The following is a 23,403-nucleotide window of genomic DNA, read 5'->3' on the forward strand; positions in this document are numbered from 1 at the left end:
TCTGATAACCCGGGAGACCGGGGGCCAGAAGGGCCGGAGCGTCTGACGACATGGCTAGGTTGCTGTCCCAGACAAGTAAATCTCTTCATTGCAATGTCAAAAGTCTAGGCTTTTTGCCCTCGCCTCACCATAATTGCGGTGGTGACTGTCGTGGGGAAAGATTCACAGAACTTTAGGCAGCAACGCTGGAAATTGCGCGCGGTCGATCGCCGCTGCGCTAAGAACACTAACAAACACGCGAGAACACTTTGATGTCGTCACCTGTTTCCAACAAGATCGCGCTCTTCATCGACGGAGCCAATCTTTATGCAACCGCAAAGACGCTGGGCTTCGACATCGACTACAAGCGCCTTCTCAAGGAATTCCAGAGTCGCGGTACGCTGCTCCGTGCGTTCTACTACACGGCGATCATCGAGGATCAGGAGTACTCGTCGATCCGTCCGCTGATCGACTGGCTCGACTACAACGGCTACACCGTCGTCACCAAGGCGACCAAGGAATTCATCGACGCCAGCGGCCGCCGCAAGGTGAAGGGCAACATGGACATCGAGCTCGCCGTCGATGCCATGGAACTGGCCGAGCACATCGACCAGATGATTCTGTTTTCAGGCGATGGCGACTTCCGCTCGCTGGTCGAGGCCGTGCAGCGCCGCGGTGTTCGCGTCACCGTCATCTCCACCATTGCCAGCCAGCCGCCGATGATCGCCGACGAGCTGCGCCGCCAGGCCGACGTCTTCACCGACCTCGTCGAGCTGCAATCCAAACTTGGCCGCGATCCGTCCGAACGTCCGGCCCCGCGCGAACCCCGCGAACCGCGTCACCACTCCCCGCAATTCCTGCAGCGCGCGACCACGATGGCCCCACGGGGAGCCGATGACGATTTCGACGAGTAATCTCGTCACTGCTGCGACGCGTCCCGACAGCAACTGTCAGCTCTGTCCAAGGCTGGCCGACTTCCGCGCAGAAGCCCGGGCGCGCAACCCGGACTGGTTCAACTCTCCGGTGGAATCGTTCGGCGACCCGAATGCGCGGTTGCTGATCGTTGGCCTCGCGCCGGGCATGCAGGGCGCCAACCGCACCGGCCGTCCCTTCACCGGCGACTACGCCGGCGACCTGCTCTACGCGACCCTGCTCGAATATGGCTTCGCCCGCGGCGTCTATCAGGCGCGGCCGGACGACGGCATGAAGCTGGTCGACGCCCGGATCAGCAACGCGGTGCGCTGCGTGCCGCCACAGAACAAGCCGCTGCCGGCCGAGATCAACACCTGCCGGCAATTCCTCCGCGCCACCATCGCCACGATGCCGAAGCTGCGCGCGGTCGTGTTGCTCGGGCGAATCGCCCACGAATCAACCTTGAAGGCGTTGGATGTTCGCCTGGCCGCGGCACCCTTTGTGCACGGCGCAGTGCATAGCGCAGGCAAATTCAAGCTCTACGACAGCTACCACTGCTCGCGCTACAACACGAACACCGGCGTGCTGACGACCGACATGTTCCGCAAGGTGTTCGCGACCGTACGCAAGGAGCTCGGCTAGTGCGCGCGCTCGCGGTATCCACTTTGCGAGCCGCTATCCGAAGCCCGCAGTGCCACAGCAAGCCCGCATCATTTCTGAATAAAAGAAAAATATCCCTGAGTTGCCCGACGTGTCAAGTCGCTTGGCCGAACGCCGGCGCCGCCGGCTGCTTTGCATGGGGTTGTTTTCGATATTTTGGCAGCGCCCCCTGCGACGGCGCTCCAGCTAGTTCCGTCGAGGATTGTCCTTCAGCCATTCCAGCACCTCACCGGCGTTCCGGTCAGGCGGGAACACCGGATAGAACACGTGGGTGATGCGCGCATCGTCGATCACGAGCGCGAGCCGCTTGATCAGCGTCAGGCCGGCCACCGACATCGTCGGCAATCTCAGCGTGTGGGTCAGCTCCAGCGCTTCGTCGGACAGCACCGGAAACGGCAAATGCAGCCGCGACGCCATCTCGGTCTGGTAGGCGTTGCTTTGCGTCGACAGCCCGAACACCTGGGCAGCACCGGCCGCCTTCAGTACGGCGAACAGGTCGCGGAACGCGCAGGTCTGCGGCGTACACCCGCGGGCTCCCGGGATCATGTCCCAATCATCGACCAGCCCGATCTTGCCGGGCTCGCCGGTTCGCGGATAGGCGAACACCACGGTGCGGCCCGTCAGCGCCGACAGCGCCACCGAGGTGTCGTTGGTGGCCCGCAAGGTCACCGGCGAGATCGTCATGCCGGTCAGATGCGCTGCGCCGCCATCATCGGTGGGCGCCGGGATCTTGCTCCAGTCGACATCGGTGAGGCTGCTCTGGGTCATCGGACCAATCTCCATCCGCCGCCGTCGCCATGACGGCGCTCCGCACACCGCGCGCTATCCCCGCGCCCGCATCAGGCGGCCCTTCTCGCGGCCCCAGTCGCGCTTCTTCACGGTCTCGCGCTTGTCGTGCAGCTTCTTGCCCTTGGCGACCGCGAGCAGCAGTTTGGCACGGCCGCGCTCGTTGAAGTAAAGTTTTAGCGGAATGAGCGTCATGCCCTCGCGGTCGACCGCACCGAGCAGCTTGTTGATCTGCTTGCGGTGCAGCAGCAGCTTCCGCGGCCGCTTCGGCTCGTGGTTGAAGCGATTGGCCTGGAGATATTCAGGGATATTGGCGTTGATCAGCCACAGCTCGCCGTTCTTGGAATCCGCATAGGATTCCGCGATCGTGCTCTTGCCGCTGCGGATTGATTTCACCTCGGTGCCGGTCAGCGAAATGCCGGCCTCGATCGTGTCCTCGATGGCGTAGTTGAAGCGGGCCTTTCGGTTTTCGGCGACAACCTTGATCGGGCGTTCGTTCTTCTCGGCCACTTTAGCTCTTCTTGAGGAGGTCGCGGATTTCCGTCAGCAGCACGACCTCGTCGGACGGCTTCGGCGGCTCGGCGGGTTTGGCCTCTTCCTTGCGCTTGAACTGGTTCATAGCGCGAATGACCAGGAACAGCACGAAGGCCACGATGAGGAAATTCACGATCAGCGTGATGAAGCTGCCGTAGGCCAGCACCGCGCCCTGCTTCTTGGCATCGGCAAGGTTGGTGGCCGTCACGTTCTTGGCAAGCGGGACGAAGTAGTTGGAGAAGTCGAGGCCGCCCAGCATGCCGATGATCGGCATGATGATGTCGTTCACAAGCGAGGTGACGATGCCGCCGAAGGCTGCGCCGATGATGACGCCGACGGCGAGGTCGACGACATTGCCCTTCATGGCGAATTCGCGGAATTCCTTCAGCATACCATCCCCTTCGGTTCGACGTTACCTACTGGATCGCGCGCGAGCGAGCGGCGAAACCGCGTTAGTTGATCAGGCCGGCATGCACCATGGCGCTGCGGACGGCCTGGCGGGTGGCTTCGGTCACCGGGACCATCGGCAGACGCAGCTTCTCGTCGAGCTTGCCGAGCAGCGACATCGCGTATTTCACCGGCGCCGGATTGCTCTCGATGAACAGGTTGGTGTGCAGCGGCATCAGCTTGTCATGGATCTTCAACGCGGTGGTGACGTCGCCCTTCTGCCAGGCGGTCTGGAACTCCGAGCACAGCCGCGGCGCGACGTTCGAGGTCACCGAGATGCAGCCATGGCCGCCATGCGCCATGTAGCCGATGATGGTGGCGTCCTCGCCGGACAGCTGGTTGAAGTCCTCGCCCATCGCGGCGCGCTGCTGCGAAACCCGCACCATGCTCGCGGTCGCGTCCTTGACGCCGGCGATGTTCTTCAGCTCGAACAGCCGCTTCATGGTGTCGACCGACATGTCGATCACCGAGCGCGGCGGGATGTTGTAGATGATGATCGGAATGCCGATCGCGTCGTTGATCGCCTTGAAGTGCTGATACATGCCTTCCTGGGTCGGCTTGTTGTAGTATGGCGTCACCACCAGCACCGCATTGGCGCCCGCCTTCTCGGCGTGCTCGGCGAGTTCGATCGCCTCCTTGGTCGAATTCGAGCCGGCGCCGGCGATCACGGGCACCCGGCCCTTGGCCTCCTCGATGCACCACTCGACCACCCGCTTGTGCTCGTCATGGCTGAGCGTCGGGCTTTCGCCGGTCGTGCCGACCGGCACCAGGCCGTGCGTTCCCTCGGCGATCTGCCAGCTCACGAGCCCGCGGAACGCCGCCTCATCGACCGCGCCGTTTTTGAAGGGCGTCACCAAGGCAGTGAATGATCCCCGGAATTTTGTCTTGGCTGCCATGGACTTCCTCCAAACGCTTCGGGCTAAAGGCTAGGTCGACGGACCTTGTTGTTGTCGTGCTCACGTCCGTGCAACCGGCACCCGGTTGATGCGAAACGCCATGAAAGGCAATTCATATCGGGTCTGGCGGACAGGTGAAAGGGCCGTACCGTACCTATTCCCAACGGTAATCTGCGGCGCGCAAAACCGCTTCCAGCCGCGATTTTGCCGTTGTGCCGGCGCAAACAGCCGCACCGGCAGGCTTCTTAGTATTTTGTCTACGTTTTCAATCAAATAAGAACCCATGGCCCAAACGACCAGATGATTCGGGGCCGCAGAGGACTTCTGTGATCCGTTCCGCCCGCGCAGGCACATTGCGATCGACGGCGCTGGCGACGAGCCTGGCGCTCGTTGTCGGTCTTGCCGCCATCACGGCCGATGCATGGGCCGCCGAGGATGTTCCAGCCGCCAAGCCGGCTGCCCAGGACACCTCCTCAAAGCCTGCTGCTTCGAAGACCGCCACGCCCAAATCCAATACTCCCAAATCCACTGCTCCCAAGGCGGCGGCTTCAAGATCAACGGCGACCAAGCCCAGCGCTGCCAAGACCGACGCAGCGAAGCCAACCGCGTCCAAGTCCAGTTCGGCCAAGACCGACGGAGCCAAGGCCGCTCCTGCCAAGACCGCTCCTGCCAAGACCGAGGGTCACAAAGCAGCGGCGCCGAAGACCACCGAATCCAAGACCACCACGTCCACGACGTCCAAGCACGCCTCGCCGGCTGCAACGGGAGGCCTGCCGACGAACAAGCCGGCACCCGCCCGCGCCGCGGCACCCGCGCTGGTTCCGGCGACCCGCCAGCATGCCGCACCGGTCGTGCGCAAGCCGGTGGTGCCGGCGGCAGTGGCCGCGACATCGTCGACGTCGCAGTCGGACAAGGAGGCACTCGCAAGCGTCGTCGAGCTGCTGCGCAAGCGCAGGCCGTCCGACGCCACCGAGGCAGAAGCTGCGATCTCCGATCCGGTCGCGCGCAAGCTGGCCGAATGGCTGATCCTGCGCAGCGAGGACAACGGCGCCTCGGTCGAGCGCTACCGCGCCTTCCTCGACGCCAACCCGAGCTGGCCGTCGCAGACCTTCCTGCGCCGCCGCATCGAGGCCTCGCTGTGGGACGACCATCGTGACGACACCACTGTCTGGGCCTGGTTCCAGAATGAATCGCCGGTCTCGGCCAAGGGCCGGCTCGCGCTCGCCAAGGTGATGATCGCGCGAGGCGACCGCGGCAATGCCGAACGCCTGGTGCGCGAGGCCTGGCGCAACGACGGGATGAGCGAGGATACCGAAACCACCGCGCTCGACCTGTTCGGCTCGTTCCTGACCGCCGGCGACCACAAGGCGCGCATGGACGCCATGCTCTACGGCACCGACAACGAGGCTGCCGGCATCCGCGAGGCCAAGCGTCTCGGCTCCGGCTATGTGGCGCTGGCGAAGGCGCGGATCGCCGCCAACCGCAAGGGCTCGAACCTGCGCGCGCTGCTCGAGGCGGTGCCGAGCGAACTGACCGGCGACACCGGTTATCTGTTCGCCAAGATCCAGCTGCTCCGCCGCGAGGAGAAGTTCGCTGAAGCCGCGCGGCTGATGCTGAGCGCGCCGAAGGACCCCGCGCGGCTCTACAACGTCGACGAATGGTGGGTCGAGCGCCGCCTGCTGGCGCGCAAGATGATCGACACCAACGAGTTTCGCACCGCCTATCTGATCGCGCGCGACGCGGCGCTGCCCGCGCGCGACATCTACAAGACCGAGCAGGAATTCACCTCGGGCTGGATCGCGCTGCGCTTTCTCGACGATCCCTCCCTCGCCGCCCAGCATTTCGCGCGGATCGGCGTCGGCAGCGCCAACCCGACTGCGCTGGCGCGTGCCGGCTATTGGCAGGGCCGCGCCGCGGAGGCCGCCGGCCGCGTCCAGGAAGCGCGCGCTGCCTATGCCCGCGCGGCCGAGCAGTCGACCAGCTATTACGGCCAGCTCGCGCGCGCCAAGCTCGGCCTGCCGCAGATCGAGCTGAACAGCGCGCCGCGCGGCCGCGGCGCCGACCGGCTGGAGATCGTGCGCGCGGTGGCGCTGCTCTATGAGATCGACGCGCGCGAACTTGCGATCCCGATCTTCGGCGATCTCGGCGACAATGGCGATCCCGAAGCGCTGGCCGGCCTCGGCGAGCTCACCGCGCGCCACGGCGATGCCCGCGGCATGCTGCTGATGGGCAAGGCCGCGCTCAATCGCGGCCTGCCGTTCGACCACTACGCCTATCCGGTGAACGGCATCCCGTCGTTCCGCCAGGTCGGGCCGGAAGTCGAGCAGAGCGTCGTCTACGCGATCGCGCGCCAGGAGAGCGCGTTCAATCCCGCGGTGGTGTCGCCGGCCCAGGCCTACGGCCTGATGCAGGTGACGCCGGACGCCGGACGCTATGTCTGCAAGCGCGCCGGCATCGGCTTCGACCTCAACCGGATGAAGACCGACCCGGTCTATAATGCGACGCTGGGCGCGGCCGAGCTCGGCGGCCTGCTCGAGGACTATCGCGGCTCCTACATCCTGACCTTCGCCGCCTACAATGCCGGCCGCGGCAGCGTGAGGAAGTGGATCGAGCGCTATGGCGACCCGCGCGACCCCAAGGTCGACGCGGTCGACTGGGTCGAGCTGATTCCGTTCTCGGAGACGCGGAACTACGTTCAGCGGATCATGGAGAACCTGCAGGTCTATCGCGCCCGCTTCGGTGGCGGGATGAGATTGCAGATCGAGGCCGACCTGCGGCGCGGCGCCAGCGTGGAATGAGCCGGCGCGGCCGGTTTTCAACGATCTTCGGACCGGCCGCCTCCGGCCCCGGCCTAATTCGTTGTTATAGCTTATATTTTTAGCATTCGCGCGAGCCGGCGTTTGCCGATCGGCGCGGTGTATAAAGGCTCGGCAGCCGTTCCCGCGCGGCCGGCGCCCGAGCTGCCACCAAATCACCTTGTCGCAATCTGAATCTGCCGCTTGCGGCTCAGCGCCCACTCGGGCATATCGGCGCCATTGGAGAGGTGGCCGAGTGGCTGAAGGCAACGCTTTGCTAAAGCGTCATACGGTCTCAAGCTGTATCGAGGGTTCGAATCCCTCCCTCTCCGCCAGCCGCACGACCGGCTGCCCAACGATGGTCCCTAAGTATCTCCGCGGAGAAATTTGGACTTCGGCCCGCCCGGTGTGAACCGGCAGTCACCTCCGCGTGAACGAAACATCATTGCCGGCGCCTCGAAGCGAGCGCGAAACAAACTGCGCCCAGCATCCCCGCATTGTTTTCTTTCACCTGAACATTTCCGGGGTAAGGCCATGCAGCACAACGATGGCGTTCAATTCCAGGATCTCGACCAGGTTTTGCGTAACGCGCAACTTCGCCGATCCGCCGACCTGGGGGCCTGGTTACGGCAGCGCTTCTCAGCCAAAGCAGGCCGGCTCGTCATCGCAACGTCGTTGGCTTGCGCGGTTGTTGTGCTGGCGGTGATTGCTGCCCCGCGGCCCGTCTCGAGCGCGGCGCTTGGCAGCGAGTGGCAATGCAGCAAGGCGGCGCTCGTGTTGACGACCTGCCGTCACGCCGACCCTGCGCACTCATAGCAGGCGGCCGCATCCCTTGAAGGAACGTTGCCGCCGGCCCGGCGTTGCGTAGGCGGCAACGGCACGCTCGCTAGACCAACCGGTCCCGTCGTCGAGCGATTGATGCCGACGCAATGCCGCAACATCGCGAGCAATATTCCTTTGTGAGCCAAGGTCCCATGAACAAACGCAGGCAAGCCTATTTTCGCAATTCGCTGGATCTGCGCGACAAGGTCCAGGTCAAGGTATTGAAGAAACGGCTAAGAGTCTCTGATCAACAGTTTGCTTCAATAGTCCGGAAATCGGGTCCCTCGATTGCGGCCATCACCAAGGAAGCCAAGGTGATCTGATCCAGCAGCCCGAGGGGTCGGACGTCGCGACGTCAATGGACCGGTGAAACCATTTGCCCGGCGACTCCGTAGCTGGAGCGCCGGCCCCTTTCTTCCGTTTTGGCACTACGGGTCGGCTGGGGCCGTTCGGTCTTTCCCAGTCACGAACGGCCTCACTTTTATCCATGAACTTCCCTTCGGCTTGATTATTTGGCATCAAATCATCATGAAGCCCCCGCACGAAGGAGCCGCCGGCCGGTCGAGATCGGGCTGAAGGCGAAGAAATGAGATGGATAGCCCAAGTCGCGGTCTCAGGTTAGCGATCTGCTTCGCACTGGTTCTTGTTCTGCCTGCCGCGCAGACGCCGCCGACAGTGCATTCGCAGGACGATCGGCGTGTGGTTGACAAGGAATGTCGCGATGTCTTGCCGCCGCAGGCAAAGATACGGGCATGCCTCAAGCTGCTGAGCGATCGGCGGCTCTCGACCGCCTCCACTGCGCCGATCAATGGCGAAATATCCAGCACGTTCCAGGGCCTGCGGGACTACGACAACGCCATCAAGTATAAGAAGATCGAAATCGAACGCGCAAACACCGCGGCGAAGCAGCCTTCGTCGGGCGAAGCACTTCCTGCAAGTCTTGGCGCGATGTCGCTGCGTTACATGGAGCTCGGCTCACTCCAGTCGCTCAATCGCCTCAGCAACTTCAACAGCCAGTCGGACGAAGCGCGCCGGATAGCCACTGAGGAGCAGGACAATTACAATCTGGCGCTTTCATACAACCCGATGAACTACAGGGCCTATCGATACCGGGCTGAAATTCGCAGCCTGTTCTGCGACGGCGCGTCCGCCGCCCAGGACATGGAGGCAGCGGTCAGGTTTGCTGAACAAGTTGGGGATCAGGGCGCCGCTCGAGACTACAAGCGCGTCACGCTGGGCGCATGCATACCGGCGTGGCAGCGAGAATAGTCAGCCGGACACATCACCCGTTGGCATATCCCGCGCCAGACCACCCCGACAGTATTCTTACGGACCCGCTCCTGGCAGGCAATTTGCCATGTACCAGTGAATAGTTCGGCGCCAGCTGTTCTCGGTGTGCCGAACTCAGACATTCGGAGCACGCAAATGAACATGCATCATCGTTTTGAGACAGCTCGCGGACGCACCGGACGAGAGTCGACGATCAGCAAGATGCTGTCCGATCTTGTCCTGGCCTGCCAGCAGATCGAAGCCGACATCGCGACCGAGGAAAAGCGCGCGGGAGTTTATGACCGATCGGACGCAAGGTATCCGATCCTGGCAAGGTCGCTCAATGAGCGGTACGCCAATCTCAAGGGAACCATCGCCACCCTCGAAAACCGGGTCTCCGAGAGATCTCAGCAGTTGGTCACCGGCGCAGCATAACGCGGTCCCTGGGACGCAAAGGGGCTCGCCAGAAGCAGGCCCCCCGCCCTGCGTCGGTGACCGACCTCAGCCGCTGCCGCGCGTTGATGGATCGAGATTCCGGTTCTCGCCGGGCGGGATCGGCCCGAAGCCCGGATATCTGTACCAGGTCGGGGGAGCCACCTGTTCGCTTGGTCCGATGATGAGGTGCTGCCGCACGCGCCGGTGATGTGCCGTTGCAGCGTCCGCTGGCGCGCCCCACAGGACCGCGAGGGGCAACGTCAGGGCCAAGGAAATACGCAAGGAAATGCGCAAGAAAGTACGCTGGCAAACACGCATCGCAATCACTCCGTTTCACCGAACAGGTGATCCCCGACCGTAGCGCTCTATTCTGCCTTGGCCTCTCACATGCGATCAAAACGGCGAGATCGCAATCCTTGGCATGCGAGCTACGGCGCAACGCGCACGGCCCTCAGCGGCCGCGGAAAGGCCTGGGCGCAGGCGACGCCGAGCAGCGCGAGACCGCCGCCGATGACGTGGAATGGCCTGACAGGCTCGCCCAGCATCACGATCGCGGCCGCGGCCGTCAGCACCGGCAGCAGGTTCATGAAGATCGCGCAGCGGTTCGGGCCGAGCTGGGCGACTCCGCGGATCCAGAGGAACGGCAACACCACCGAGGCCAGCGCGCCGGCATAGACGATCAGCGGCCAGGTTTCGGCGTTGACCTGACGCAGCGGCGCCGGCGTCGCGAGGTACGCGGGAAACATCACGGCGAGCGCGCACAGCGCCTGCATGTAGGTGGATTGCCATCCGCTGATCGGCAGATTCCAGCGCTTCAGCAGCACGCCGTAGAGCGCGTAGACCATCGCGGCCAGCAGCATCAGCGCGTCGCCCGCATGAACGCCACTGTGCAGCAGCGACGACAGATCGCCGCCGCTGACGAGATAGACGAGGCCCGCGAACGACAGCGGCGCGCCGCAAATCATGCCAAGCGTCGGCTGCTCGCCAAGCAGCGCGGCGCTGAGCGCAACCGTCAAGAGCGGCGTCAGCGCGGTGAACACCGCCATGTTGGTCGCAGTCGTGGTCTCGGCCGCCAGATACGACAGGCTCTGGAACAGGCACATCGCAAGGAAACCGAGGATTGCGAGCGGCCCGAGATGCGGCCAGATCGCGCGACGATTGCGCCAAGCGCCGCGCGCCACGAACGGCGACATCAGCAAGACCGCGACCAGCAGGCGATAGAAGGTGATCGCCTGCGGACCGATCGCATGCGCCGAGAGGCGGGAGACGATGACGTTGCCGGCCCACAGCACGATGGCAACGAAGGGATAGAGCAGTGCGGCTTTTGGCTTGAACATGACCTGGCAGCGCGTTGGTGGAGGACACACCAGCAACTACCAGTCGCGCAGAAGTCCGTCTCACGCTAGAATGACCTCACCTAGCGAGATTGGGACATTCGAGATGAAGACGTGCTGGACGAGCTGATCACACGGCACCTCGGCTATCACGCCACAGCACGGCCGACGGCGGCGATGGAGATCGACTATCCGAGCGGCGCGTCGACCGGCATGCATACGCATCCGCGCGGTCAGCTGCTCTACGCGATCGAAGGCGTGATGATCGTGCGCTGCGCCGAGGGCACGTGGGTGGTGCCGCCCAATCGTGCGGTGTGGCTGGTGGCCGATCTCGCGCACGAGGTCCGCATGTGCGGCGCGGTCAAAATCCGCACCGTGTTCGTCGATGCCGGCGCGGCGCCCGATCTCCCGCAGGCCAGCTGCGTGTTCGCGGTGTCGCCGCTGCTGCGCGAATTGTTCGTCGCCGCGATGCGCGTCCCGCTGGATTATGCGCCCGCAACCTCCGACGAGCGCCTGATGCACGTGCTGCTCGACCAGTTGCACGAGGTCGACGTGCTGCCGCTGCATCTGCCGATGCCGCGCGACGAACGGCTCGCGCGGATCTGCGAGGCGCTGGTGGCCCGCCCGGACGATGCCTCCACCGCCGAGCAATGGGCGCGAAGGCTGAAGCTGACGTCGAAGACGATCCATCGTCTGTTCGCCAGGGAAACCGGCATGACATTCGGCGAATGGCGCCAGCAGGCGCGCCTGCTGTTCGCGCTCGAACGCCTCGCGCGTGGCGCGCGGGTGGTCGACCTCGCGCTCGACGCCGGCTATGCCAGCCAGAGCGCCTTCACCGCGATGTTCCGCAGGCATTTTGGCGTGCCGCCCAACGCGTTCTATCGCTAGGCGGTCGTGGCCAAGACCTAGCGCTCATCAGGCGCCGACTGGGCCGCCGGTCCCAAAATCCATTCCCTGAACGCTGCGATCTTCGGAAGCCCCTGCCGGTTGTCGGGGCAGACGAGATAGTAGGCGAACTCCTCCATATGCGCGGTGTCCAAGAGCTGGATCAGCTCGCCGTTCTCGATCTCGTTTGCGACCATCGCCGCCGGCAGCAGCCCCGCGCCCTGCCCGGTCAGAACGGCTTTCAGGAGCAGGCCGCTGTCATCGAATGACGGGCCGCGCGGCGTGCGAACCTCGGCGATGCCGTTGGCTTGAAACCACAGGCTCCAGCCCTTGCGATCGGCGTCATGCACCTGCGGCCAACCTGCGAGTTCGCCGGGTGAAATCGGCCGCCCGAGACGCGTGACGAGCGATGGCGCTGCGACCGCCACCATCTCGACCGTGACGACGCGGTCGCTGCGCAGCCCCGGATAGCGGCCAAGGCCATGGCGCACCGCGACGTCGATGCCGCTGCGCGAGAAGTCGACCAGCGTGTTGCTGGTGACGATCTGCAGATCGATCTCGGGGTGCGCGTTCTGAAACGACGCCATGCGCGGCACCAGCCAGGCCGACGCAAAGAACGGCGTGACGCTCACCGTCAGCGAGCCGACATCAACCGATGCAGCGACGCGGCGCGAGGCTTCCGCGATCTGACGGAACGCGTTGCGGATCGACGGCAGATAGTCGCGGCCGGCGTCGGTGAGATAGATGCCGCGCGGCACCCGCTCGAACAGTTTCACGCCGAGATGGGCTTCCAGCGTCTTGAGCATCTGGCTGACCGCGCCCGGCGTCACATACAGCTCCTCGGCCGCGAGTTTCACCGAGAGATGGCGGGCGGCGGATTCGAACGCCTTGAGCGCGTTCAGGGGTGGAAGCCTGCTTTCCATGATTTAGATTTTCTAAGTCAATTTGCGCAGCAAATCTGGTTTGCCAATCCGGCACTCCGGGCGCCCTATCAGCCTAACTCAATGCCGGAAGCCGCGTCAACGCAGAGAAAGCGAAGCCAGAAAAGTTAGATTTTCTAATCTTACTTGACAGCCCCAAATGACGGTTTCCGGTTCCCTGATGGAGCCAAGACAGACATGACCGAGGTGCCAAATAAACTCGCCCTGCACGCGATCGGCGCAGACGGCGATGCCAACCAACTCGTCGATTGCATCAACGCATCGCAGGCCGGCAGCCTGCCCGGCTTGCTGGACTTTCAATGGCTCGAAGCCGGACGCGGTCTCATCCGCGGCCGCTTCGAGATTGCCGCGAAACACTTCTCGCCGCATGGGCTGTTGCACGGCGCCAGCATCGTCGCGCTGGCGGATACCGCATGCGGGTTCGGCTGCCTCGCCTCCTTGCCGGACGGCGCGATCGGCTTCGCCACCGGCGAGTTGAAGACGAATTTCATCGGCGCCGCGCGCGAAGGCGGCGTGAGCTGCGCGGCGCGCCTCGTGCACGCCGGCCGCACCACCCAGGTGTGGGATGCCGAGATCCGCAGCGACGTGACGGGCAAGACCATCGCACTGTTTCGCTGCACGCAGATGCTGCTCTATCCGCCGGCCAAGGCCGGCGCGCGCGCGACACAGGGAGAACGAACATGAGGAACGCCGTGATGCACGCCGGTTATCAACGCGCAAAGCCGTTCTACGGCTGGTATGTCGTCGCGGCGGCCTTCGTCGTGACGTTCATCGGTTTCGGCAGCGCCTATACATTCTCATCCTTCGTCGAGTCGTTGCAGCGGGAGTTCGGCGCCTCGCGCGGCTCGGTGTCGCTGGTGTTCTCCTTCGCGGGCTTCCTGTATTTCGGTCTCGGCATCATCTCCGGCCCGCTGGCCGATCGCTTTGGCGCGCGCAGGCTCGCCGCGATCGGAATGGCGCTGGTCGGTCTCGGCATGGTGCTGGCCGGACAAGCGCAGACCATCCTTCAGGTTTACGCCGCCTACAGCATCGGCATCGGCGCCGGCGTCGGTTGCGCTTACGTGCCGACCTTGGGCGCGGTGCAACGCTGGTTCGTCCGGCGGCGCGGCTTTGCGTCGGGCCTTGCCGTCAGCGGCATCGGGGTCGGAACATTGGTGATGCCGCCGCTCGCAACGTGGCTGATCACGAGCCTCGGCTGGCGCGATGCCTATGTCGTGCTGGGCGTCGTCGCCGCCGTCGCCGGGATCGGAGCATCGCTCCTGATCGCGGACGATCCGCGCCGCTACGGCACCGGACCGGACGGCGATCCGCTTGACGCGGTTTCAGGCACGCCGCTGCGCCAGGGCGTCTCGATCCACGCCGCGGTGCGGAGCGCCCGCTTCGCCGGGCTCTATGCGGCCTGCCTGATCAGCGCGTTCGGGGTGTTCGTGCCCTTCGTGCACCTGGTGCCGTTTGCCGTCGACCATCAGGTGGCGCCGGCGCTTGCCGTGCTGCTGCTCGGGATGATCGGCGTCGGCAGCACCGCCGGCCGGTTCTTCCTCGGCGGGATCGCCGACCGGGTCGGCCGCGATGCGTTCCTGATCGCGATGTATATCGGCATGGCCGTCTCGCTGGCGATCTGGGCAATCGCGGGCACCTTCTGGTCGCTCACGGTGTTCGCGCTGCTGTTCGGCGTGTTCTATGGCGGCTGGGTCGCGATCCTGCCCGCCGTGGTCACCGATCATTTCGGCGGCCGCAATGTCGGCGGCATCATCGGCATCCTCTACACCAGCGTCGCGTTTGGCACGCTGCTCGGCCCGAGCGCCGCCGGCTTCGCGTTCGACGTCAGTCACAGCTACTTCATTCCGGTCGCGATCAGCGCCGCCGCCAACCTCGTCGCCGCCCTCATCGCTGTCGCGACGATGCGAACCGCCTCGCCGATCGCCTCGGTCGCGCGGCCGTGAGGCCTCATGACGGTCGGTGATCTCCCGTGCTACGCTCGGGGATCACCGACCCCATCCGCTCGAGAGCTCCGCGATCACCCGGTTCGCCATGACCAATGCCTGGACATATCGGCGAACCGGCCGCGACGACATCGTCGAGTTGGCATCGTGGCGCGGTGCCGGCTCGCTCGGCCTCAGGCCGCACTTCCATGACGAGAGCCAGATCGTGCTGGTGCTCTCGGGGTCCCGCGCCTTTCGCATCGATGACGCGACCGTCACCGTGCCGGCAGGCCACGCCGCGCTCATTCCGGCTGGGATGCTGCATGCACCGATGCCGACCCGGGACGAGGAAACGATTTGCCTGAATGCCTATGTTCCCGCGAACCGAGCATGCTCATCGCTTCGGATCCCCAACGTCGGGGCTCGCTGGCGAAACGACGACGAGATATCGCCCGAGCACATCCTCGAGATCGCCGACGACACCCTGGCGCGCGAGCCGTCTCCATCGGCCGGGCGCACCGATCGGACGAAGCTCGGCACCGCCCTGACGGAGAGCGTGCAGCCGATCGGCGAGATTGCCGCAGGCTTCGGGCGAAGCCGCGAGGGCTTCAGCCGCATGGTGAGGCGTGAGCTCGGCGTCGCGCCGCATGCCTTCCGGCTGCTCGCCCGGCTCAACCTTGCCCGGACATTGCTGCGCGCCGGTGAGCCGATCGCAGCCGTTGCGGCCGATGCTGGGTTTGCCGACCAGAGCCACCTCACCCGCCTGTTCCGCCGTACCTTTGGCACGACGCCGGGCGTCTACTGGCGCGATTGAAGTGGTGTCACAGGCGTTCCAGACCGGCCGGCGCTCGGCCCGCTAGCTTGCTCACCCAGCGCAAGGGGTGAAGCATGGATGCTCAGATTGGTCTTTTGCTGCTCGCGGCCGGTGTCGCGGGAGGCATCATCAACGCATTGGCGGGTGGCGCGACGCTGATCACGTTTCCGGCGATGCTCGCGGCAGGCTTGCCAGCCGTCATCGCCAATGCGTCGAATGCGGTGGCGATCTCGCCCGGCCATCTGATCGCGGCGCTCGCCGACCGCGGCAAGCTGCCGCGGCCGACACGCCGCACGATCAGCTTCGGCGCCGTCTCCACGCTGGGCGGCGCAATCGGCGCCGGCGTCCTGCTGCTGCTTCCCGAGCGGCTGTTCGTGCTGCCGGTGCCGGGCCTGATCGCATTCGCAACGCTGCTGTTTGCCTTCGGGCCGCAGATCCAGGGACGGACCCACGGGCGGCAAACGGGCGCGGCGCTGCCCTCGACCGGTGCGAGCAGTGCCGCCCTGGGGTTGGCGTGCGTCTATGGAGGCTTTTTCGGCGCCGGACTCGGCGTCATCCTGACCGCGGTGCTGTCGATCACCGAGCCCAACGACCTCAGGGCGATCAAGGCGTTGAAGAACCTGCTCGCGACCTGCGTGTCACTCGCCGCCACCTTGATCTTCGTCGTGCAGGGAGCGGTGCGGTGGCCGGAGACGTTGGCGATGCTGCTCGGCGCGATGGTCGGCGGCTATGCCGGCGGCCATCTGATCCGGATTCTTCCCGCTCGCATCGTCCGGCAATTCGTCATCGTGGCCGGAGCGGTGATGACCGTGATCTACGCCGTGCGATACTGGTTCTAGATGGAGCGAGGGAGCCGGAGCTCCCAGCTCGATAATTTAGTGCGTCGTGATCCAGGCGCGGGCTTCGCGCTGGGCGGCCGCGATCTCGACATCGGACATCTGCTCGGCGACTTCGCGGCGGTGCGCGATCGCGTCGGTACGTCCCTTGAGCGCCGCCAAATTGAACCATTTGTGCGCCGCGACGAGATTGACCACGCCGGAGCGGCCGCTCGCCCAGTACATGCCGCGTTCGAACAGCACGTCCTGGATCGCAGTCGCAGCAACCGGGACCGCGCTTTCTTGATCGATGACCCCCTGAAACATTGTCGTCATTCCCCTTTTTGTTGTTGGCCGCCCTCCCCCGAGCGCGGCCCCCGTCCACTGTTGAACTACCCTGTCATTCCCGGGCTGATCTCTTGATCATGCCCCGCGCCGATCTTTTGGATCATGCGCCGCGCTGATCCTTTGGATCATGCGCTCGCCGTTTGCCGGCTTGTTGGGATGATCATGGCCCATCAAATTTGAAGAGCGGTTTAAGTATCGCGATGAACGGGATGTAAACCGGCGCCGCCGATGGCGTTTCGCGGAATCGCAGAAGTGCCTGTGCCGCAAGCACTTCTGTGCATTCGTGAACGCCGGTTTACCCTGGTATTTCGGACAACGATAACCATGGCGGACAATGCCGCGGGCCGCCCGCCGGTCTCGGCAGCCATCAGTCTCGAATTGATGGAGGGGTGGCACGTCCGGCGGCCGTTCCGCGGAACGGCGTGTTGGCGGGTCGATAGACCAATGCAACGCGAGGCCGTCAGGCCTAACGTCGGTCCAGAGCTGGGATGGGGAAAATGGCTGCCGGGGCGCGGACTGCGCGGGCCGCCGGAACGAGGGGGTCGGCGAACACGTCAGGACCAGATTTCAACTCGGCATTCTCGCCGGTGAAATTGCGGAACCAAGCGGGCTCCGCACCGAACGAAGAAATCTCTGTTTCTTCTGCCGGACCGGTTTTGGCAAGGTTGCCCTCTCCGAAATTCGATCCAGCCGTTTGACCTGATGTCTCGCCGACACCCTCTTTCGTCAGCCAGAGCCTTGGGATGGGATGTGCCTCTCAGCAGTCCGTCCGTGGCTCTCGCGACGTGCCGGCGTCAAGCCGCCGACAATCCTCTCAAGGCGAGAGGCTTACTTCTTCTTGGCGACCTTGCGGGTCTTCTTCGCAGTCTTCTTCACTGCGCTCTTCGCCTTCTTAACCTTCTTCGCCTTCTTAGCCTTCTTAGCCATGTTGCCCTCCAGTATGTGAGATGGCTCTACTTCGCTGCGTGCACTCGGGAATCGATATGCACTACTTCCCGAATACACCAACAGACCGAAAAAAACAGTGTCCCGCTTAAGGAAGTGTTGACGCAGCGGTGGCAGTGCGCACAGCGCGCGACGCGGTTCAAATCGCCAATCCATTCGCGTGCCGATGCAAGAAGTGCAACAGCGGCCGACATCGGCATTTGTCAACGTTGCAGGAAACGCCCGTATTGCAGGCACTTCTTGAATTCGCATTCAATCGTTCGACGCGCGATCGTGACTGCGTTGAGTCGCGAGCGAAGACAAAAAGCGGCGCGCCGCTGACGCCGAGTCGTAATTTTTGGCAACGAAAAAATTTTCGTGGGTAAGGTGGCTTTTGCCTCGTTTGAGCTCACCAAGACCGGATTCGCGAACGAATCGCAGCTTCGGCGATTCGGAGCCAATGGGCGTCAGCGCGCCCGTCGACGGAGGGTGTGAGCCAGGATCACGCCGCGTTCACGCACGCGCGACGACGCGAGAGGCGACCGCGCGAGAGCATGATCCGGCTCGATCACGCGCCAAGGACAACATCATTGTCCTGTCGGGTTCAGATGCCGAGCTTCGACTTCAGGAGGTCGTTGACCGCCTGTGGGTTCGCCTTGCCGCCCGACGACTTCATCACCTGACCGACGAACCAGCCGACCATTTGCGGCTTCGCCTTTGCTTGCTCGACCTTGTCAGGATTGGCCGCGATGATGTCGTCGACCACCTTCTCGATCGCGCCGAGGTCGGTGACCTGCTTCATGCCGCGCGCCTCGACGAGCGCGCGCGGATCGCCGCCTTCCTGCCATACGATCTCGAACAAGTCCTTGGCGATCTTGCCGGAAATCGTTCCCTCGCCGATCAGGTCGACGATCGCCGCGAGCTGCTGTGCCGACACCGGCGAGGCCGCGATCTCGACGCCCTCCTTGTTGAGACGGCCGAACAGTTCGTTGATCACCCAATTCGCGGCAAGCTTGCCGTCGCGCGCCTTGTCGGCAAGACCTGACAGCACCGTCTCGTAGAACTCCGCGCTCTCGCGCTCGGCGACCAGCACGCTCGCATCATAGGACGACAGACCAAAGCCCGTAATAAAACGGGACTTCTTCTCGTCCGGCAGTTCCGGCAGCTGCGCCTTAAGATCGTCGACGAAGGCCTGGCTGAACTCGAGCGGCAGGAGATCGGGATCCGGGAAGTAACGGTAGTCGTGCGCTTCTTCCTTGGAGCGCATCGAGCGCGTCTCGCCCTTGTTCGGGTCGAACAGCCGGGTCTCCTGGTCGATCGAGCCGCCGTCCTCGATGATCTCGATCTGACGCCGTGCCTCGTACTCGATCGCCTGGCCGATGAAGTTGACCGAGTTCATGTTCTTGATTTCACAGCGGGTGCCGAACGCGGTCTCGCCGTAGCGGCGCACCGAGACGTTGACATCGGCGCGCAAATTGCCCTTCTCCATGTCGCCGTCGCAGGTGCCGAGGTAGCGCAGGATCGAGCGCAGCTTGGTCACATAGGCCTTGGCCTGCTCGGCATCACGGATATCCGGCTTGGAGACGATCTCCATCAGCGCGACGCCGGAACGGTTGAGATCGACATAGGACATCGTCGGCGACTGATCGTGCAGCAACTTGCCGGCGTCCTGCTCCAGATGCAGCCGCTCGATCCCGATCGTCACGCTGCGGCCGCCGTCGAGCTCGAGCGACACCTCGCCCTCGCCCACGATCGGCGACTTGTACTGGCTGATCTGGTAGCCTTGCGGCAGATCCGGATAGAAATAGTTCTTGCGGTCGAACACCGAGCGCAGGTTGATCTTCGCATTCAGCCCGAGACCGGTGCGCACCGCCTGGCGGACGCACTCCTCGTTGATGACGGGCAGCATTCCCGGCATCGCGGCATCGACCAGCGAGACATGGGAGTTCGGCTCACCGCCGAACGCGGTCGATGCACCCGAGAACAGCTTTGCGTTCGAAGTGACCTGGGCATGGATCTCCATGCCGATCACGACCTCCCAATCGCCGGTGGCGCTCTTGATCAGTTTGTGCGGGGCGGCAGATGCAGTCATGGGTCTCGGTTTCCGGATAAGGCTATATCTGGGGTCGCTTGGGCTTCGCGCAACCAATCGCGCCAGTCAAGCCGCGTTGCAGCCCGCGCCGGCGCGTGAGCCCACGAAACGCCCTAACGCCTCATCCTGAGGAGCCCGCAAAGCGGGCGTCTCGAAGGATGTAGGCCACAGACGGGCCGCATGGTTCGAGACGCGCGTTCCGCGCTCCTCACCATGAGGGCTAACAAGATCACAGCCCGCGCCGGAACTGCTGATAGGCCTTGCTCGAACGCAGCGCGTCCGCGCCGCCCGCGATCAACTGGTCGACCTGCTCCGGCGGCAGCGAAAGCCGCGTCGGGATCGCGTTCAGGATGCCGGCACGGTCCGGTCCGAGCCGGTCGAAGCCGAGCCGCTCGACATAGATCGCGACGTCGCCGCATTTCCACCCCGTCCCGACGCCGAGCCGGGAGCGATCCGCCGCCGACAGGCCGCAACGCCAGCGCTTCAGCTTGCCCGCCCAGTCTTCGGCGAGCGCCGTGAAGGCCGCGTAGCTCGATCGCACGCTGGCATCGATCGCGGTGTCGGCGGCGGCCGACACCAGTTCGACACCATTCGGCCCCTCGAGTGTCTGCACGAAGTCGCCGGAGATGCCGCGGCCGGCATCGACCACCAGGAACAGGATACGCTTGAGCTTGGCCGCCTGCCGCTCGTTCAGCGGCTCGTAGGGACGCTGCGCGGCGAGCAAGCCGATGGTGAGCCCCGACAGCCCGTAATTGTCGACGAGGCCGCCATCGAGCAGCTTGACGTAGCGCATCGAGCCGTCGCGGTAGTGCGCCTGGGCCTCGGCATAGGAGCGCAGCAGCGGCTGCGCGTTCGGATCGTTGCGCACCCGCTCGAGCCAGGGCGGCAGCGGCGCCGCGCAGCCGCCGGGATAGGTTTGCAGCACGATCGGGGCGAACGCGAGCGGCACCGCGGCGGACGCCGCCACCGCTTCGGCGACACGATAGGAGCGGATGTCGCTGCATAGCGCGTCGAACGACGTCTTGCCGAACACGAAGGGCGTGCGGTTGTAGATGTCGGACGCGTTGATCCAGACCCGCGGCCGGTGGTCGTCGGGCAATGCCTCGAACCGCGCGCCGTCGAACAGGTTCTGATCGAGCCAGTCGGTGAACTGGCTGTCGTTGACGCCGCCGCCCAGCGCGCGCCCGATATTGCCGAGCGAGATCCGGGTCTTCAGTCCCTCCTCGGCATTGCGCAGCAGGAAGCGCTGGCGGAAATCATCGAGCGCGGCACGCCGCTTCAATCCGAAATAGGCCGCGGTGATCGAGCCGCCGGAGACGCCGGAGACGAAGTCGACGCGGTCGAGCAGCGTCTTGGTGCCGGCCACAGTCGATCGCGTGTGGTCGAGCTCCTCCAGCACGCCGAACGAAAACGCCGCAGCGCGGGTGCCGCCGCCGGAGAACGACAGCGCGAGCAGCAGATCATCCTCGTAGGTCGGATAGTCGCGGGCGCTGTTGTTGTCGGCGAGCGCAGCACCGAGCGGCAAATTGCCGGGGAGATTGTAGACGGACGCGCAGCCGGCAAGGCCCGCTCCCACCACGGCCACCAGCAGCGCTGACAGCCATCCCCCTATGCCCGACCCACGCACGACCACTCTCTTTTGCCGCTGGCCCCCGCCCCGGTTCCATTAGCCTATCACGGCCAATCTGGGCGTCGGCATGGCGGCCGAAACACGGTTAATCATCGCGGTGCCAAGACACCGGCAAGACACCGGCATCCTGCACCGTTCCTTCAGGCCAAAAGCGCCGAGACGATCCGCTCCCACTCGGCCTCGACGGTGTCCGTAGCAACCGGCTGGCCGGCGCGGCGATACCAGTAGCCGGCATTGCCGAGATCGCCCTCGACGCGATGCAGATAGGCATGCACCCAAGCCGAATTGGCGTCGCTCTCGTCCTGCACGATACGATGCGCCTGGTCCCAATCGCCCTTCCTCGCCCACCACAATGCGGCGAGCGGCGGCGACAGCGCCGCATCAGGCGCTGCGTCAGCGAGACTGGCGCGGAAATCCGCCATCGCTCACCACCATTTCGGCGCCGTGAACCGGCCGGCCGCCTGCTCGATCACCTCGCCGAGCGAGAACAGTGTCTCCTCGTCGAACGGGCGGCCGATCAGTTGCAGGCCGAGCGGCAGGCCCTGCGCGTCCTTGCCAGCGGGTACGGCGATGCCCGGCAAGCCCGCCATGTTCACGGTCACCGTGAAGATGTCGTTGAGATACATCTCGACCGGATCGGCGCCGCCCTTCTCGCCGATGCCGAACGCTGCCGACGGCGTCGCCGGCGTGAGGATCGCGTTCACGCCCTTGGCGAAGCAGTCCTCGAAATCCTTCTTGATCAGCGTCCGCACCTTTTGCGCACGCAGATAATAGGCATCGTAGTAGCCGGCCGAGAGCACATAGGTGCCGATCAGCACGCGGCGGCGCACCTCGGCGCCAAAGCCGTCGGCGCGGGTGTTCTCGTACATCTCGATGATGCTTTTGCCCGGATCGCGCAGGCCGTAGCGCACGCCGTCATAGCGCGCGAGGTTCGACGAAGCTTCCGCCGGCGCCACGATGTAATAGGCCGGCAGCGCGTATTTGGTGTGCGGCAGCGACACTTCGACAAGCTCGGCGCCGGCGGCCTTCAGCCACTGCGCGCCCTCGCTCCAGAGCTTCTCGATCTCGGCCGGCATGCCGTCGAGCCGATACTCCCGGGGGATGCCGATCTTCATGCCCTTCACGGACTTGCCGATCGCGGCTTCATAGTCGGGCACTGCGATGTCGACCGAGGTGGTGTCCTTGGGATCGTGCCCCGCCATCGAACGCATCAGGATGGCGGCGTCGCGCGTCGAGCGCGCGATCGGGCCGGCCTGGTCGAGCGAGGAGGCAAACGCCACGATGCCCCAGCGCGAGCAGCGGCCATAGGTCGGCTTGATGCCGACGGTCGCGGTGAACGCGGCGGGCTGGCGGATCGAGCCGCCGGTGTCGGTCGCGGTCGCGCCCATGCAGAGCTGCGCCGCCACCGCCGAGGCCGAGCCGCCGGACGAGCCGCCCGGCACCAGCGTGGTGTTGCTGCCGTCGCGCCGCCACGGATTGGTGACCGGGCCGAAGCAGGAGGTCTCGTTCGACGAGCCCATCGCGAACTCGTCATTGTTGAGCTTGCCGAGCAACACCGCGCCGTCGCGCCACAGCTGCGAGGTCACCGTCGACTCGTAGGGCGGAATGAAGTTGCCGAGGATCTTCGAGCACGCCGTGGTCCTGATGTCGCGCGTTGCGAACAGGTCCTTGATGCCGAGCGGAATGCCGGCGAGCGGTCCGCCCTCGCCCTTTGCAATCTTCTCGTCGGCGGCCTTGGCCATCTCGCGCGCGCGATCGGGCGCTTCGAGCACATAGGCGTTGAGCACGCGCGCCGCTTCGATGGCGGCGAGATGCGCGTCGGTCAGTTCGCGGGCGGTGAAAGACTTGCTCGCAAGGCCCTCGCGGGCCTCGGCGATCGTCAGCGATGTCAAATCGGTCATTTATTGATCGGGCTGCAGAAGAACGGAGACAAGGTCTTGTCGTTGGCGGGATCGTCCAGGCGGGCTTTGTTTACCCTGGAGTTTTCTTGGGCGCGCGCCGCGTCGAGCGCTTCGAGCTGGTCGAGCACGGCGTCGATCGCCTCGTTGGGATCGGCGACCTTCCCCTTGCGCTCCATCACATCGAGGAAATCCATGTAGGCCTTGTAGGCCTTCTCATCGTCGCAGAGCAGACACATTGGACCTTGTCGCTTTTGTTTGACGC

Annotated in this window: 24 protein-coding genes and 1 tRNA gene; 13 read left to right on the forward strand and 12 right to left on the reverse strand. The window is 64.7% G+C overall.

Annotated elements, in window-relative coordinates:
* The first annotated feature begins 251 nt into the window (after positions 1–251).
* Positions 252–893, forward strand: coding sequence for a LabA-like NYN domain-containing protein (locus ACVILL_RS34655; RefSeq protein ID WP_050422617.1), 642 nt, complete (start codon positions 252–254; stop codon positions 891–893).
* Complete coding sequence (locus tag ACVILL_RS34660) at positions 874–1,533, forward strand: uracil-DNA glycosylase (protein WP_456733151.1); 660 nt, start codon at positions 874–876, stop codon at positions 1,531–1,533. The genes ACVILL_RS34655 and ACVILL_RS34660 overlap by 20 nt, the downstream gene beginning before the upstream one ends.
* 204 nt (positions 1,534–1,737) lie before the next feature.
* Here ACVILL_RS34660 and ACVILL_RS34665 read toward each other — a convergent pair whose 3' ends face one another.
* The 4 genes from ACVILL_RS34665 to dapA all read right to left on the reverse strand — a co-directional run bounded on the left by ACVILL_RS34665 (position 1,738) and on the right by dapA (position 4,214).
* Positions 1,738–2,319: a peroxiredoxin gene (locus ACVILL_RS34665; protein WP_456733152.1), complete on the reverse strand. Its 582-nt coding sequence runs from the start codon at positions 2,317–2,319 to the stop codon at positions 1,738–1,740.
* Between the two features lie 54 nt (positions 2,320–2,373).
* Positions 2,374–2,847 (reverse strand): SsrA-binding protein SmpB, encoded by a 474-nt coding sequence (gene smpB, locus ACVILL_RS34670; RefSeq protein ID WP_016843999.1) that lies wholly within the window; start codon positions 2,845–2,847, stop codon positions 2,374–2,376.
* Position 2,848: 1 nt separating this feature from the next.
* Complete coding sequence (gene mscL, locus ACVILL_RS34675) at positions 2,849–3,262, reverse strand: large conductance mechanosensitive channel protein MscL (RefSeq protein ID WP_456733153.1); 414 nt, start codon at positions 3,260–3,262, stop codon at positions 2,849–2,851.
* 61 nt (positions 3,263–3,323) lie between these two features.
* A complete protein-coding gene (gene dapA, locus ACVILL_RS34680; protein ID WP_456733154.1) occupies positions 3,324–4,214 on the reverse strand; it encodes a 4-hydroxy-tetrahydrodipicolinate synthase in 891 nt (296 codons plus the stop codon).
* 329 nt (positions 4,215–4,543) lie between these two features.
* Here dapA and ACVILL_RS34685 point away from each other — a divergent pair, with 329 nt between their 5' ends.
* The 6 genes from ACVILL_RS34685 (at position 4,544) to ACVILL_RS34710 (ending at position 9,535) form a co-directional block, all read left to right on the forward strand.
* On the forward strand, positions 4,544–7,012 hold the full coding sequence (locus ACVILL_RS34685; RefSeq protein ID WP_456734433.1) for a transglycosylase SLT domain-containing protein: 2,469 nt from the start codon (positions 4,544–4,546) through the stop codon (positions 7,010–7,012).
* Positions 7,013–7,251: 239 nt separating this feature from the next.
* Positions 7,252–7,344 (forward strand) — tRNA-Ser (locus tag ACVILL_RS34690).
* A gap of 199 nt (positions 7,345–7,543) precedes the next feature.
* Positions 7,544–7,825, forward strand: coding sequence for a hypothetical protein (locus ACVILL_RS34695; RefSeq protein ID WP_456733155.1), 282 nt, complete (start codon positions 7,544–7,546; stop codon positions 7,823–7,825).
* A gap of 113 nt (positions 7,826–7,938) precedes the next feature.
* Positions 7,939–8,154 carry a DUF3606 domain-containing protein gene (locus ACVILL_RS34700; RefSeq protein WP_456733156.1) on the forward strand — a complete coding sequence of 72 codons (216 nt, stop codon included), beginning with the start codon at positions 7,939–7,941 and terminating at the stop codon, positions 8,152–8,154.
* A 268-nt stretch (positions 8,155–8,422) separates the two neighbouring features.
* Complete coding sequence (locus tag ACVILL_RS34705) at positions 8,423–9,100, forward strand: hypothetical protein (protein WP_456733157.1); 678 nt, start codon at positions 8,423–8,425, stop codon at positions 9,098–9,100.
* Between the two features lie 156 nt (positions 9,101–9,256).
* Positions 9,257–9,535, forward strand: coding sequence for a hypothetical protein (locus ACVILL_RS34710; protein WP_456733158.1), 279 nt, complete (start codon positions 9,257–9,259; stop codon positions 9,533–9,535).
* 428 nt (positions 9,536–9,963) lie between these two features.
* Here ACVILL_RS34710 and ACVILL_RS34715 read toward each other — a convergent pair whose 3' ends face one another.
* Complete coding sequence (locus ACVILL_RS34715; protein WP_456733159.1) at positions 9,964–10,872, reverse strand: DMT family transporter; 909 nt, start codon at positions 10,870–10,872, stop codon at positions 9,964–9,966.
* A 111-nt stretch (positions 10,873–10,983) separates the two neighbouring features.
* On the opposite strand from ACVILL_RS34715, the gene ACVILL_RS34720 reads away from it, so the two are divergent.
* Complete coding sequence (locus ACVILL_RS34720) at positions 10,984–11,757, forward strand: AraC family transcriptional regulator (RefSeq protein ID WP_456733160.1); 774 nt, start codon at positions 10,984–10,986, stop codon at positions 11,755–11,757.
* Between the two features lie 17 nt (positions 11,758–11,774).
* On the opposite strand, the gene gcvA is transcribed toward ACVILL_RS34720, so the two are convergent.
* Positions 11,775–12,677 (reverse strand): transcriptional regulator GcvA, encoded by a 903-nt coding sequence (gene gcvA / locus ACVILL_RS34725; RefSeq protein ID WP_456733161.1) that lies wholly within the window; start codon positions 12,675–12,677, stop codon positions 11,775–11,777.
* Between the two features lie 195 nt (positions 12,678–12,872).
* Between gcvA and ACVILL_RS34730 the strand changes: the two genes are divergently transcribed.
* From ACVILL_RS34730 to ACVILL_RS34745, 4 genes are all read left to right on the forward strand, one after another.
* Positions 12,873–13,379: a PaaI family thioesterase gene (locus ACVILL_RS34730; RefSeq protein WP_456733162.1), complete on the forward strand. Its 507-nt coding sequence runs from the start codon at positions 12,873–12,875 to the stop codon at positions 13,377–13,379.
* On the forward strand, positions 13,376–14,638 hold the full coding sequence (locus ACVILL_RS34735) for an MFS transporter (protein WP_456733163.1): 1,263 nt from the start codon (positions 13,376–13,378) through the stop codon (positions 14,636–14,638). Before ACVILL_RS34730 ends, ACVILL_RS34735 begins: the two co-directional genes overlap by 4 nt.
* A gap of 88 nt (positions 14,639–14,726) precedes the next feature.
* Complete coding sequence (locus ACVILL_RS34740) at positions 14,727–15,431, forward strand: helix-turn-helix domain-containing protein (protein WP_456734434.1); 705 nt, start codon at positions 14,727–14,729, stop codon at positions 15,429–15,431.
* 74 nt (positions 15,432–15,505) lie between these two features.
* Complete coding sequence (locus ACVILL_RS34745; protein WP_456733164.1) at positions 15,506–16,270, forward strand: sulfite exporter TauE/SafE family protein; 765 nt, start codon at positions 15,506–15,508, stop codon at positions 16,268–16,270.
* Between the two features lie 36 nt (positions 16,271–16,306).
* Here ACVILL_RS34745 and ACVILL_RS34750 read toward each other — a convergent pair whose 3' ends face one another.
* From ACVILL_RS34750 to ACVILL_RS34775, 6 genes are all read right to left on the reverse strand, one after another.
* Positions 16,307–16,573 (reverse strand): hypothetical protein, encoded by a 267-nt coding sequence (locus tag ACVILL_RS34750; RefSeq protein ID WP_456733165.1) that lies wholly within the window; start codon positions 16,571–16,573, stop codon positions 16,307–16,309.
* Between the two features lie 1,549 nt (positions 16,574–18,122).
* The gene (gene gatB, locus ACVILL_RS34755) at positions 18,123–19,610 is read right to left on the reverse strand and encodes an Asp-tRNA(Asn)/Glu-tRNA(Gln) amidotransferase subunit GatB (protein WP_456733166.1); all 1,488 of its coding nucleotides are present in this window, start codon (positions 19,608–19,610) and stop codon (positions 18,123–18,125) included.
* A 229-nt stretch (positions 19,611–19,839) separates the two neighbouring features.
* Positions 19,840–21,201 carry a patatin-like phospholipase family protein gene (locus ACVILL_RS34760; protein ID WP_456734435.1) on the reverse strand — a complete coding sequence of 454 codons (1,362 nt, stop codon included), beginning with the start codon at positions 21,199–21,201 and terminating at the stop codon, positions 19,840–19,842.
* Positions 21,202–21,380: 179 nt separating this feature from the next.
* Complete coding sequence (locus tag ACVILL_RS34765; RefSeq protein WP_456733167.1) at positions 21,381–21,662, reverse strand: hypothetical protein; 282 nt, start codon at positions 21,660–21,662, stop codon at positions 21,381–21,383.
* A 3-nt stretch (positions 21,663–21,665) separates the two neighbouring features.
* Positions 21,666–23,141, reverse strand: a complete 1,476-nt coding sequence (gatA, locus tag ACVILL_RS34770) for an Asp-tRNA(Asn)/Glu-tRNA(Gln) amidotransferase subunit GatA (protein WP_456733168.1) — start codon at positions 23,139–23,141, stop codon at positions 21,666–21,668.
* The gene (locus tag ACVILL_RS34775; protein WP_456733169.1) at positions 23,138–23,377 is read right to left on the reverse strand and encodes a hypothetical protein; all 240 of its coding nucleotides are present in this window, start codon (positions 23,375–23,377) and stop codon (positions 23,138–23,140) included. Before ACVILL_RS34775 ends, gatA begins: the two co-directional genes overlap by 4 nt.
* Positions 23,378–23,403: the final 26 nt, after the last annotated feature.

The organism is Bradyrhizobium sp. USDA 3364, assembly GCF_054056355.1.